The sequence below is a fragment of the Martelella alba genome (genome assembly GCF_005217455.1).
Classification (GTDB): Bacteria; Pseudomonadota; Gammaproteobacteria; order Enterobacterales; family Enterobacteriaceae; genus Acerihabitans.
Genome location: NZ_SZPQ01000029.1, coordinates 32,939 through 44,430, shown reverse-complemented (window position 1 = coordinate 44,430; position 11,492 = coordinate 32,939). Strand labels below are relative to the sequence as shown.

The 11,492-nt window shown below is 54.7% G+C and carries 12 protein-coding genes and 1 pseudogene; 6 read left to right on the top strand and 7 right to left on the bottom strand.

The annotated features are described in order from the left end of the window. The first annotated feature begins 66 nt into the window (after positions 1-66). The 3 genes from FCN80_RS18160 (at position 67) to FCN80_RS18150 (ending at position 1,779) form a co-directional block, all read left to right on the top strand. Positions 67-432 (top strand): diacylglycerol kinase, encoded by a 366-nt coding sequence (locus FCN80_RS18160; RefSeq protein WP_136991580.1) that lies wholly within the window; start codon positions 67-69, stop codon positions 430-432. A gap of 127 nt (positions 433-559) precedes the next feature. After that, positions 560-1,174, top strand: coding sequence for a transcriptional repressor LexA (lexA, locus tag FCN80_RS18155; protein WP_136991579.1), 615 nt, complete (start codon positions 560-562; stop codon positions 1,172-1,174). A gap of 395 nt (positions 1,175-1,569) precedes the next feature. After that, positions 1,570-1,779 (top strand): CsbD family protein, encoded by a 210-nt coding sequence (locus FCN80_RS18150; RefSeq protein ID WP_136991578.1) that lies wholly within the window; start codon positions 1,570-1,572, stop codon positions 1,777-1,779. Positions 1,780-2,011: 232 nt separating this feature from the next. On the opposite strand, the gene zur is transcribed toward FCN80_RS18150, so the two are convergent. Both zur and rcsA read right to left on the bottom strand, forming a co-directional pair. Continuing rightward, positions 2,012-2,515 carry a zinc uptake transcriptional repressor Zur gene (gene zur / locus FCN80_RS18145; protein WP_136991577.1) on the bottom strand — a complete coding sequence of 168 codons (504 nt, stop codon included), beginning with the start codon at positions 2,513-2,515 and terminating at the stop codon, positions 2,012-2,014. Positions 2,516-2,625: 110 nt separating this feature from the next. Continuing rightward, the gene (rcsA, locus tag FCN80_RS18140; RefSeq protein WP_170975441.1) at positions 2,626-3,297 is read right to left on the bottom strand and encodes a transcriptional regulator RcsA; all 672 of its coding nucleotides are present in this window, start codon (positions 3,295-3,297) and stop codon (positions 2,626-2,628) included. A 687-nt stretch (positions 3,298-3,984) separates the two neighbouring features. Here rcsA and FCN80_RS18135 point away from each other — a divergent pair. Continuing rightward, positions 3,985-4,560 (top strand): lytic polysaccharide monooxygenase, encoded by a 576-nt coding sequence (locus FCN80_RS18135; RefSeq protein WP_230492764.1) that lies wholly within the window; start codon positions 3,985-3,987, stop codon positions 4,558-4,560. 46 nt (positions 4,561-4,606) lie between these two features. Here FCN80_RS18135 and FCN80_RS26930 read toward each other — a convergent pair whose 3' ends face one another. The 4 genes and pseudogenes from FCN80_RS26930 to FCN80_RS18120 all read right to left on the bottom strand — a co-directional run bounded on the left by FCN80_RS26930 (position 4,607) and on the right by FCN80_RS18120 (position 8,320). Continuing rightward, on the bottom strand, positions 4,607-5,155 hold the full coding sequence (locus FCN80_RS26930) for an MmgE/PrpD family protein (protein ID WP_230492769.1): 549 nt from the start codon (positions 5,153-5,155) through the stop codon (positions 4,607-4,609). A 150-nt stretch (positions 5,156-5,305) separates the two neighbouring features. Beyond that, positions 5,306-5,957, bottom strand: a pseudogene (locus tag FCN80_RS26925) (MmgE/PrpD family protein); the annotation flags it as partial. 129 nt (positions 5,958-6,086) lie between these two features. Next, positions 6,087-6,842 carry an SDR family NAD(P)-dependent oxidoreductase gene (locus FCN80_RS18125; RefSeq protein WP_136991574.1) on the bottom strand — a complete coding sequence of 252 codons (756 nt, stop codon included), beginning with the start codon at positions 6,840-6,842 and terminating at the stop codon, positions 6,087-6,089. 80 nt (positions 6,843-6,922) lie between these two features. Beyond that, a complete protein-coding gene (locus FCN80_RS18120; protein WP_230492763.1) occupies positions 6,923-8,320 on the bottom strand; it encodes an MmgE/PrpD family protein in 1,398 nt (465 codons plus the stop codon). A gap of 296 nt (positions 8,321-8,616) precedes the next feature. On the opposite strand from FCN80_RS18120, the gene dusA reads away from it, so the two are divergent. Beyond that, the gene (dusA, locus tag FCN80_RS18115) at positions 8,617-9,675 is read left to right on the top strand and encodes a tRNA dihydrouridine(20/20a) synthase DusA (RefSeq protein WP_306767896.1); all 1,059 of its coding nucleotides are present in this window, start codon (positions 8,617-8,619) and stop codon (positions 9,673-9,675) included. Positions 9,676-9,937: 262 nt separating this feature from the next. Then, complete coding sequence (pspG, locus tag FCN80_RS18110) at positions 9,938-10,156, top strand: envelope stress response protein PspG (protein ID WP_136991572.1); 219 nt, start codon at positions 9,938-9,940, stop codon at positions 10,154-10,156. A gap of 315 nt (positions 10,157-10,471) precedes the next feature. Here pspG and FCN80_RS18105 read toward each other — a convergent pair whose 3' ends face one another. After that, positions 10,472-11,452: a quinone oxidoreductase gene (locus FCN80_RS18105; RefSeq protein ID WP_136991571.1), complete on the bottom strand. Its 981-nt coding sequence runs from the start codon at positions 11,450-11,452 to the stop codon at positions 10,472-10,474. Positions 11,453-11,492: the final 40 nt, after the last annotated feature.

Here is an 11,492-nt window from a genome sequence, read left to right as displayed (position 1 = left end):
ATCTGTGGTGATGCGAACGCAAAGAACCGGTAATATAAGCGCTGTTTTCTCAAGGCGTATAGGGCTATGGCAAATCAAAATAGCGGGCTGCGACGAATTTACCAGGCCATGGGATATTCGTTGAAAGGCATTGGCGCCGCCTGGCGCCATGAAGCGGCGTTTCGTCAGGAAGCGGTGGCGGCCGTGGCGGCCGTCATCTTGGCATACTCCCTCGAACCGGACTTCGTCAGACGCGTTTTATTGATAGGCTCCGTATGGCTGGTGGTGGTGGTGGAGCTTATCAACAGCGCCATTGAAGCGGTGGTGGACCGCATCGGGCCCGAACGCCACCCTTTGTCCGGCCGGGCGAAGGATCTGGGTTCGGCGGCGGTCATGTTGACCATACTCTTGGCGGTCTGGGTATGGGCCACGTTTCTCTGGCGTCTGTTTTGACGGGTGGGTTGGATCAGCGAAGCGCGTATCTTGCGGCTTTTTAACGTTTTTGCCGGCGGGGAGGTTTTCAATTGCCTCAGACCTGTATATACTCTCGCAAAGACTGTATAAACAAACAGGGGACGGAATGAAAGCGTTAACCGCCAGACAGCAAGAGGTTTTTGACCTTATCCGCGATCGCATCATGCAGACCGGCATGCCGCCGACGCGCGCGGAGATCGCTCAACAACTGGGATTCCGTTCTCCCAATGCCGCCGAGGAACACCTTAAGGCGCTGGCGCGCAAAGGCGCAATTGAAATCATTTCCGGCGCATCGCGCGGTATCCGGCTGCTACTGGATGAAGAAGAAGAGGCCGGCTTGCCGCTGATTGGTCGCGTCGCGGCGGGCGAGCCCCTGCTTGCCGAGCAGCATATTGAGAGCCATTACCGGGTGGACCCGGATCTGTTCCGTCCGCATGCGGATTTCCTGTTGCGGGTCAGCGGCATGTCCATGAAGGATATCGGCATCATGGACGGCGATTTGCTGGCGGTGCATAAAACACAGGAAGCGCGTAACGGACAAGTGGTGGTGGCTCGCATTAACGATGAAGTGACGGTCAAACGTCTTAAACGGCAAGGTAATATTGTGGAACTGCTGCCGGAAAACAGTGATTTCACGCCGATAGTCGTCGACCTGCGTCACCAGGATCTTTCCATAGAAGGTTTAGCGGTCGGCGTTATCCGTAACGCCAACTGGATCTGAACGCTCTGCCCGCCACATGTTGCCCGCTCAGACTACTGGCGGGCGACATGTATAATATCCAATATCCCGAGGAAGGGGCGCTTTCCATAGTCGTGTTCTTTTCATTAACACCACTAATACATATTTAGTTACATCTTGCCCCGTTAAATCGCATCATGCTACCCGCTGTTTTGTAACAACTTATAGCACGTTAAACCCATTCATCATTAATAATGCGGTCATATCCTCTGTTAATGCCTTTATTTACCCTGTTCACTGCTATAATTACTTCAGAAGACAAATTTTTCACGGCCTGTAAAAACCGGTATTCAGCTGTAATCAGGCCCTGTCGGGATCGCCAACGCAGGGAATTCATAAAGATTGCTGATTAAAACTGATTAAATTAGGAGATTACAATGAATTCTGATCAAGCAAACGGCAACTGGAAACAATTCAAAGGTAAACTCAAAGAACAATGGGGAAAACTCACCGATGATGACTTAACCGTTGTGGAAGGCAAACGCGACCAGTTAATCGGCAAAATACAGGAAAGATACGGTTACGGCAAAGAAGCGGCTGAAACGGAAGTCAGAGATTGGGAAACCCGCAATAAATACCATTGGTAGTCCATGCAGTAAATTCCCGCCAATACTCCTCCATGATTGAGTTTAAGCGCCTACCCGAGGTACAAGGATGTACCATCCATACTCGTCATAATTCACGTTGCCTCATTGTTGGCTGCGCTTGCACGCCCCAGTCACATAGTTATCTATGCTCCTGGGAACTTGCTCGCTTGCCGCCGCGATGCAAACCCAAGTATTGGGAGTATAAACGGCACATCTTTTATCGTCCGGACAATCATTTTCTTTTAACTGCGTGCGCATGCCCGCAATTGTCCAACTGAGCACAGCTTTGTACTTGGGTGCATTTCTCGCATAACCCATGCGCTTCCACCACGTTATGCCGCATGGTGAACCCATTGGCGCGGGCCATCCGCTGCAAGATTTCTTCGATACCTTCCGTCGAACGTTCTATTACCTGACCGCATTCGTCACAGATAAAAAAAGCGGAGGTATGGCTGGGCTCTTCAAAATGATGGCACAGAACGAAACTGTTCGTCGATTCCACCCGATGAATAAACCCCTGTTCCATTAAGAAATCAAGGGCGCGGTAGATGGTCGGCGGTTTCGCCTGCGGTTCAGATGCGCGCAGCAGATCCAACAAGTCATAGGCGCTGATTGCGCCTTCCTGCTGGGTCATCAGACGCAACACCTCCAGTCGTTGCGGCGTCAAACGCACATTGCGCTGCTCGCATAGTTGTTCCGCCTGGCTGAGCAGCTGTGATTTATCCATGCTGTTCATAAAGAATCCCCGTAGCCTGCCTTTCCCCCATCTTATCATGATGGCGGTAAAACGCCCAACTCGGGTAATGCCCAGCAGGGTATGTCACTGCGCCCGCATTAAGATTCCCATTAAGCCGATTGCAACGGATAAGTCGCCGTATTGGTAAAACCGACAGGTTTTTGCCAATGATGGTTAATCCCTTCAGTAACACTGTTGGCGATGGTGATCAAATGATAGATAACCTGCTTATTACTGGCACGGGTTTTCCGTTTGATATTGATTTTGTGTGATGAGAGGGTTTTTTCCTTGATATGCAAATGTGAACAGATATGGAAGGTGTCATAACCCGACATCCACATCGTGAGGATTTCCGCTTCGGTTTTACTGAAGCGCAAGGGCGCGAACCCGATGGTTTCTTTGTCATCACGCCAGCTTTTGATATCCATGAAGTAACGGATAATCATATTGATAGTCGATATTTTTATAAACTTCGATGTAATAATAACATTGTTTTTGATAGGCACAAAATCGTAGAATTTTATGCTCTCATTACCGATGAATATAAAAAAGAGTGTCGCCGGGTGTTGATCGATGACCGATTTTAGCTCTTCGTTATCATGCTGAACCTGAAAATAATTCTGATTGATGAATACCACGGAAGGCGACGACGTTTGACATTTCTTTTTTAGTGCCGTCAAGCTATCCAGTGTACGAATGCTTCCCTTCACACCATTCGCGCCAAGAGAACTTTTTAGCGCACACCTGGTATACGCGCACGGATCGAGAATAAATACAGTCATAATAGTTACAGTATCTACCGTTAATAAGTTTGAAGGAAATAGATGTGTGAGTCTTGCTATAAAATTGTTTAGCCGGCGCCTCATGGCAGTACAACGCCGGTAATACAACAAAAGATGTCTTACGCTTAGAACAGGCAGCAAAAAACCGGTTAGGTTGTTAACCAGACGAACTGCTAAAAATCCCCGTTAGACGCGCATACCATTTTTTCATCGCTCAAACTAAAAGCATCAGAACGAATTCATGTGATAGTGGATTATGACCAACTTGTAAATCGGCTTTGCTGGTTTTGGGACGAAATGAGGGACATCTGGTATGCAGTACGAACTTTTCCAGGGAACATCCGGAAAATGTTAATGTCTGGCTACCGGACCTTTACACGTTGGCGCAACCGCCTTCACTTGTTATCGACTGTCATCCGAGGCCGCTCATCGGCCTGAGGCCGGCATGGGCCCATCACGGTTCTGCGGCGGATCGTCGTTGGCGGATAAATCAGGTCACGCATAGGATGGCATAAAACTGATTGTTTCCTTATTTGCAATACCAAAAATGAAGATTGATGAGCGACAGGTAAATTTTTATTCTTTTCCGAGGAAACAGAGAGGCTTCGTGGCCGTTTAATTTGCGGCAGGCTTTGTGAGTCAACAAGTCGAGACACTACAATGCGACAGACGTTGTTATTTTTAACTATGATAGTAGCGTTTTTTTTTAATCAAAACGCGCTGGCACAAAATCCCGTTCCCTTTCATGGCGTGGTGCAATCGCCGGAAAGCCGTTCCTTTTTGTGTTCCGAACAAGGCGGCTTTAGAAATCGCAACTGTGGGGATGTCGCTTACGAACCACAGTCCATAGAAGGCCCTAAAGGTTTTCCCGCCGCCGGTCCGGCGGACGGCCACATCGCCAGTGGAGGTCAAGCGCGGTTTGCGGAGTTAAACGAACAAGACGTGAATCGTTGGTACCGGGTGGATATCAACAGGGGCGACAACACGTTTATTTGGTCGTTGCACGCGACCCATGCCACTTCAAGCTGGCGCATTTTCATCACCCGGCCGGACTGGAATCCCAACGCGCCACTGACGCGCGCGCAGTTTGTTCTGACACCGATTTGCAGCGAGGAAAAACAGGGCGCGGTACCGCCGACCATTGTCGTTCTTCCCTGTTTTATTCCGCCGGAATACACCGGTTACCATGTGATTCTTGCCGTCTGGGATGTCGCCGATACGCCTAATGCCTTTTATCAGGTGATAGATGTTCAGATTCATTGATGTCTTATGGGACGCCATTTGGCTATAAATGGCGTCCCATGCCGCGCTATTGTCCGGCGTGACGCAGCGCGCCAACATCCGGTTGATGGAAGATATCCTGGTAGAGCGCCAACATGCGTTCTATCAGCGGTTCCCGCCAACCGCCATGCAACGCATTGTCGCGGAATTTGTTTTCGAGCTCCCGGAGGGTGAGGGGTTCTTTGGCGCCGCCACGCATCCATGGCCGTTCAATTTCCACGCTTTCGCCGTCGTTGAGCGTCGCCCGCAAATGACCGGTAAAATTGGCCGGGTAGGGATTTTGCGGGTCAACAACATAACCGATTTTGCCGGCTAACGCCAATACCGCCGGGTCAATGATACGTTCCGGCGTAAATTGCGCCAACCCGGCCTTGCCATCGAAAAATCCCACCGCCATACAATAGGGGGTGCTGAATTTGGCCGCATAGGCGTTGGGAGGGCGCTGTTTGACCGCCAGGTCCTCCCAAAGCCGATGTACCGTTCCTTCGCCTACTTTGCAAATGATGTCGCGAATGTTCTCCGGTTTTATCCCCCGGCGCGCCAAGGCGATGGCGCAATCAATATAGGGCTGGGTCATAGTGCCGCAGGCGTAGGGTTTAAAGGCGATGGTTTGCATCAGCCAACGCTGTCCGAGCTTGTCCAATACCGGGGTGAAGTCGGCCGTTAGCGAGGGTGCGAACGCTCGATAAAAACCATGGCGGCCTTCGAACACCGTATGCGGTCCGTCGAATCCGTCTTTAGCCATCAGCGCCGCGCGAATGCCCGATTGCGCCGCCCAGCCGGCATGCATGCGTTTGGTGGAGGCGCCTTCGGTCAGATACTCAATGATCCCGGATGCCATACTGCCGGCAATGCCCAGCGCTGATGCGGTTTGCCGTGAGTTTAGCCGCGACGCCGCCGGCCGCCGCGAAAGCGCCGATGACCGCCGTGGGATGAAATCCGGCGCGATGGATAGCGCGCGGCGCCGCCAGGCTTAAACGGCACATCAGTTCCGCTCCGGTGACGATTCCCCGTAATAAATCCGCGCCGGACAATTTTTCACGTTCGCATACGGCCAATACCGCTGGAACGACCACCGCCTCGGAATGCACTGGCCCGCCCTCGAAGGTATCGTCAAAATCCTCGCCATGGGCGGCGGTGCCGTTGACTAACGCGGCATCAAACAGCGTAAGCCCGCCACGATGTCCCAACGCGGTACAATCGCCTTGCCCGTCGGCGGAGCGCAATGTCGCCAGCGTATAGCATTCATTACGCGCGGCGATGCAGAGTCCCAGCATGTCCAACAGCAGCAAACGCGCGACATCGACCGTTTCGGCCGGATAACGGCTGGTATCCTGATTCGCAATCCAGCCGGCGAGCGTTTCCGCTATAGGCGGCATGTTATCCGATGAAAAGCGCATGGTCATTGGCGACCCCCTAGGCGGGTGAAGGAGAAAATCGGCATACCGATGCGTCTGGCCGGTACTGCCGGTCAGACTTCCCGGGCGCAAGCCGATCTTGTGCTTTGTTCACGGCAGGTAAGCCCCGCCGTTGGCGTGGATGACTTGTCCGGTCAGGTAGCGGGCTTGCGGACCACAGAGAAACCGGACCAGTGCGGCAATGTCGTCCGGGCGTCCCGGTCGGCCCAGCAGCGTCTGCCGAGCGGCGCGATGCGCCGGACGCGTATCGCCGGCCGCGCCGCCGCGAACGGTATCAATCATGCCCGGCACCACACAGTTGACCGTAATGCCTTCCGGCCCCAGATCATAGGCCAATGCGCGCGTCAATCCCGCCAAACCGGCCTTGGCGGCGATAACGTGCGCTCGCCCCGCGGAGCCCGCGTGCGCAGACATGCCGCCAATATTTATAACGCTGCCCTTGCCGGATCGCATGAGTGCCGGCAGGGCCTCGCTTGCGCACAGAAAAGCGCCGTCGAGGATGACCGATCGGACTTCCTGCCATTGAGTCCAGCTCAATTGGGCGAAAGGCGTCTCGCGCCGAATCGCCGCGTTATTCACCAGAATATCAATGCCACCGAACTGTTTTACGGTCTCGGCCATGAGTCCCCTGGCGCCTTCCGGTTCGCTGATATCGGCCAAATGCAGTTGGGCGCGCCCGCCACAACGTTCAATTTCCCGTACGACATCTGCCGCCTCACTGGCCGATTGCCGGGCATTGACCATGACCGCCGCGCCCGCGGCGGCCAGTTCCACCGCAATTGCCCGACCTATGTTACGGGCCGCGCCGGTCACGACGGCGACCTGTCCCGCCAATTCTCCTGACATGTCGACATTCCCCCGTTATGCCTATCATGATGGGATGTCTGCGCCCAGGGCGGCGGCATCCCGTTTGTGGCCGAACCGGATCAACAACGCGTCCGCTTTCCCTCGGGCTGTGTCAGCCTGGCCAAATCCGCCATGTTACCGCAGGATTCCACCTCCCGGCAGGCCCATAAGAGTTTCGCCGCCTGCTCGGCGCCAAGCACGGGGGCCGTGAGATCGGTGAATTTGCCATCGATAGCCTCTCGGTTCATGGGATTTGCCGTGCTGCCTATCGCATGCTCGATATGTTTCTCGAGATGTTGTCCGTTTTGCAGCACAAGGACGATATGGGCGGCATCGGCGGGTAATGACGGGTCGATTTCCGCGCTGATTTTATTGCGCAGGGCAACGGTTGGCGCGTGATGCACCGCGGCGTCGCTGTATTGCGCTTCGCCGGCCCGTCCTTGAATCAATGCCACGGCGGCGGAGTGATAGACGCTGAATTTGCCGTCCAGACCGGTTTGGGGCATCCGCTTGCCGGTCAGTTCCAGCACGAGTGGGTGGACCCGCAATCGCACCGCATCTATCAGGTCAGCGTCTAGGTGATGTTCATGTCTTAATTGGATGCAGCCGTCTATCACGGGATGAATGACAATGCCGCAGGCGAAAGGTTTAAAGGTATTGAGCAGGCTTTCATGGCGTTCGCCCAGGCCGTCGGTAATTTCCCGGTAATCCTGGCGGGTACTGACGACATTGGCCCAACCGCGCTTGGCTTCGATGGCCTGCTCTGAACTGGTGTAATCCCGCGCCGCCAGCAATGCCGCCGTCAGCCCGTTTTGCGCGGCCCGGCCCGGATGAAAACTTTTGGTCATGGTACCGAACATTTCCCGCAGACCAACCGGTTGCGATGCGGCGATGCCCAGCGCCCAGGTCATTTGCGTCTCATTTAGCCCCAGTACTTTGCCCGCCGCCGCCGCTGCGCCGAAAACGCCGGCGGAGCCGGTAATATGCCAACCCACGGCATAATGGTCCGGGTAGACGGCGTTGCCGATACGGCATTCCGTTTCGATTCCCAGAATCAGGGCATGGATAAACTCCGCGCCGCCAATGGCGCGATATTCCGCCAATGCCATAATCGCCGACGCCACCGGACCGGCGGGGTGGATCACCGTTTTAAGGTGAGTATCGTCAAAGTCGAACACATGTGAGCTGACGCCATTGAGCAACGCCGCGGTCAGGATATCGGTCCGCTCAATACGGCCTAACACGGCAGCCTGCGGGGCGCCGGCGAAGGGCGCCAAGGCCGATAAGGCGATTTTCACGGCTGGATGTCCGCTGCCCCCAACGGCGCAGCCCAGCCAATTGACGAATGAATCGACCCCCCGCGCGCGGACCGCGCCGGGAAGATCATCTGGCCGCGTTTGGACCAGGTATTGCGCCAAACGCCGGGTAACACCCGTCTCCAACGCCATTGCTCGCTGCTCTTGTGGTATCGCCATCATTTACTCCCCTGGCTGGTGGTCGCATTGATTATTGCATATTGTCGACAATATTGCGGAGTAAAGTGGGGTTTGGGAAAGGTATTTTTCGTGTTTTGTTAACCTGATCGTGTTTCGCTAGGTCAATTTACCGGTCAGGCGAGCCGTTGGCATCGGTCAAAATGGGCAAGGTTTCTGTGCTATAGTAAGAAAGCTTTTTTTTGGCTGCCAGCACCGCGTGTTCCTGGCGTTGACAGGGTCGCCGCTACTGATCTCGGCGAGACTTAACCTAAATGCACGAAACGATGACTTTGCAAGAAATGCCTGTAGCTCCAATTGTGCCTGATGTGCCAGGCAATTATCCCTCCTGCCGGTTCGCCGTCGCGCCGATGCTCGATTTGACCGATCGCCACTGCCGTTACTTCCTGCGCCAGTTGACACGGCGCGCCGTGCTTTACACCGAAATGGTCACAACCGGCGCCTTACTCTACGGCAAAGGGGATTACCTGGCCTATGACGACGCAGAACATCCGGTGGCCTTGCAACTGGGCGGCAGCGAGCCGGATGCTTTGGCGCGATGCGCGCGGATGGCCGAGCAACGCGGCTATGATGAAATCAATCTTAATGTCGGCTGCCCTTCCGATCGGGTACAGAACGGCCGCTTCGGCGCCTGTTTGATGGCGGAGCCGCAACGGGTGGCGCAATGCGTCGCCGCCATGCGCGCCGTCGCGTCCATCCCGGTGACGGTGAAAACCCGAATCGGTATCGATGACCAGGACAGTTATGCCTTTTTGTGCGAGTTTATTGGGACCGTGGCGGAACAAGGCGGATGCGACACTTTTATCATCCATGCCCGTAAAGCCTGGCTGTCGGGGCTAAGCCCCAAGGAAAACCGGGAAATTCCCCCCCTGGATTACGACAGGGTATACCGGCTAAAACGCGATTTTCCCGGGTTACGACTGGCCATTAACGGCGGCATCAAAACCCTTGAGCAGGCCGGCGGGCACTTGCAACGGCTTGATGGCGTCATGATCGGGCGAGAAGCTTATCAAAACCCGTCCATGCTGGCCCGTGTCGATAGCCGGTTATTCGGCGCGACCGATCCTTATGATTCCCTGGTCGATGTGGCGGCGGCCATGCTGCCCTACATTGAGAGCCAGCTTTCCCGCGGCGCCTCGCTTGGCCACATCACCCGCCATATGCTGGGTCTGTTTCAGGGGCGGCCCGGCGCGCGGCAGTGGCGGCGCCACCTGAGCGAAAACGCCCACAAACCCGGCGCCGACATCTCGGTGGTGGAACGAGCGTTGGCCAACGTCGCCGCGAATCGGTTGGCTGAAGATGCGCCCGTCAGCCAACGGTTTTCCGATAATCTTTCCTAGAGCGCGTCTCGCTTCGCCATGCGGGGTGTGGCGGTTCAGGTTGATTGTAAAGCCCTGCGTCTAAGAAGACGGCGAATTTGGCTAATAGATAGCGAAATTCGCTATATTCATTATGTGTTTCTCGTGAAAAGTTAATTAAATCAATTAAGTAATCAAAATGCATCTTGGCATGGATCTTGTTAAATAAAAAGCGTAGCGCGAAGGGCAAGCGCATGCCGAACAAGGTCGGCAACCGTACCTGCCTCAAGATTGGGAGCTGAACATGTTGGAAATCTTTTTTGTTATCGCCTTCTTCCTGATGCTGTTGTTTACCGGTATTTCCCTGTTGGGCGTATTGGCGGCGCTGGTGGTGGGGACGTTTGTCATGCTGTTTGCCGGTCTGTTTCTGCTGGCCCTGAAATTACTGCCCTGGTTGCTATTGGCTTTAGTGATTGCCTGGGTATGGCGAGCCATGGGACCGCCGCAATTGCCCCGCTATTGATCCGCATGCCGGTAAGCGGGACGAAGCGCCAGGCTACCGGCTGAAAAATGCGTGGCTGATCACAGCTTTTCTCATTTCTAAGGTCAAATCTGCATAATCGATACTTTTTGCTTATCTCTGCTGATAGGATACCCCCATTGTCCTATCGCAGATTTCATCGTACCGGAGGCGCCCGGCGGTATGTCGCCGCTTCCCGTTGCCGTGACTGCCCTGACCCTACCTAAAAAAAGGCCTCTGTTGTCTAGCGGTCAAAAAAAGACGGGCTTCCCAAGGGAAGCCCGTTTACTATTGCGCCGATATCGTTCACATCGGGGTTCAGGGTATCAGCAGTGAAGAACCGTTGGTTTGTCGTGCTTCCAGGGCACGATGCGCCTGCCGCGCTTCCGACAGCGGAAATTTCTGCCGCTCCGGTATGTCGATTTTAATGGCGCCGCTGGCAATCATGGAAAACAATTCGTTGCTGGCAAGCCTGAGTTCTTCCTGGTTGGTCACATAGCCAAACAGCGACGGCCGTGTGACAAACAATGATCCTTTCTGGTTCAAAATGGACAAGCTGACGCCGGTCACCGGGCCGGAGGAATTGCCGAAACTGACCATCAATCCCCGGCGATGCAAACAGTCCAGCGAGGCTTCCCAGGTGTTTTTGCCCACCGAATCGTAGACCACGCTCACTTTTTTTCCGCCGGTCAGTGCCGCCACCCGTTCCGGTACGTTTTCTTCGCGATAATTGATGACTTCCCAGGCGCCGGCGTCTTTCGCCAGGGCGGCTTTTGTCGCCGACCCCACGGTGCCTATCATTTTAGCGCCAAGGGCTTTGGCCCATTGGCAGGCAATGAGACCCACGCCGCCCGCCGCGGCGTGAAACAGAAAAATTTCGTTGGGTTTGATCTCATAGGTCTGGCGCAACAGGTAGAACACCGTCAGTCCCTTGAGAAATGAGGCCGCCGCTTGTTCAAAGCCGATGGCGTTGGGCAGTAGCGCGATTTTCTCGGCGGCGACGTTATGGATTTCGCTGTAGGCGCCCAGTGAAGATTGGGCATAAACCACCCGATCGCCTGGCTTGAAACCGGCCACTCCCTCGCCTATCCGGGTAATGATCCCGGCGGCTTCGGTACCCAGGCCCGAGGGTAACGGGGCCGGATATAAGCCGCTGCGCACGTAGGTATCGATGTAATTGATGCCTATTGCCTTATTTTCAACTTGTACTTCGCCCGCCGCCGGTTCTTTTGGTGTAAAATCCACATATTCCAAAACGTCCGGGCCGCCGTTGGCGGAGAATTGAATGCGCTTGGCCATCGCTGTTCCTCCTGTAAGGTTTTCGAACACTCATATGTCT

Excerpts from the sequence above, each read along its gene's own strand:
- FCN80_RS18120 (WP_230492763.1), bottom strand. The coding sequence starts at position 8,320 with ATGATGGCGATACCACAAGAGCAGCGAGCAATGGCGTTGGAGACGGGT.
- rcsA (WP_170975441.1), bottom strand. The coding sequence starts at position 3,297 with ATGACTGTATTTATTCTCGATCCGTGCGCGTATACCAGGTGTGCGCTA.
- FCN80_RS18105 (WP_136991571.1), bottom strand. The coding sequence starts at position 11,452 with ATGGCCAAGCGCATTCAATTCTCCGCCAACGGCGGCCCGGACGTTTTG.
- FCN80_RS18135 (WP_230492764.1), top strand. The coding sequence starts at position 3,985 with ATGATAGTAGCGTTTTTTTTTAATCAAAACGCGCTGGCACAAAATCCC.
- lexA (WP_136991579.1), top strand. The coding sequence starts at position 560 with ATGAAAGCGTTAACCGCCAGACAGCAAGAGGTTTTTGACCTTATCCGC.
- dusA (WP_306767896.1), top strand. The coding sequence starts at position 8,617 with ATGCCTGTAGCTCCAATTGTGCCTGATGTGCCAGGCAATTATCCCTCC.
- FCN80_RS18150 (WP_136991578.1), top strand. The coding sequence starts at position 1,570 with ATGAATTCTGATCAAGCAAACGGCAACTGGAAACAATTCAAAGGTAAA.
- FCN80_RS18160 (WP_136991580.1), top strand. The coding sequence starts at position 67 with ATGGCAAATCAAAATAGCGGGCTGCGACGAATTTACCAGGCCATGGGA.
- FCN80_RS18125 (WP_136991574.1), bottom strand. The coding sequence starts at position 6,842 with ATGTCAGGAGAATTGGCGGGACAGGTCGCCGTCGTGACCGGCGCGGCC.
- zur (WP_136991577.1), bottom strand. The coding sequence starts at position 2,515 with ATGAACAGCATGGATAAATCACAGCTGCTCAGCCAGGCGGAACAACTA.
- pspG (WP_136991572.1), top strand. The coding sequence starts at position 9,938 with ATGTTGGAAATCTTTTTTGTTATCGCCTTCTTCCTGATGCTGTTGTTT.
- FCN80_RS26930 (WP_230492769.1), bottom strand. The coding sequence starts at position 5,155 with ATGACCCAGCCCTATATTGATTGCGCCATCGCCTTGGCGCGCCGGGGG.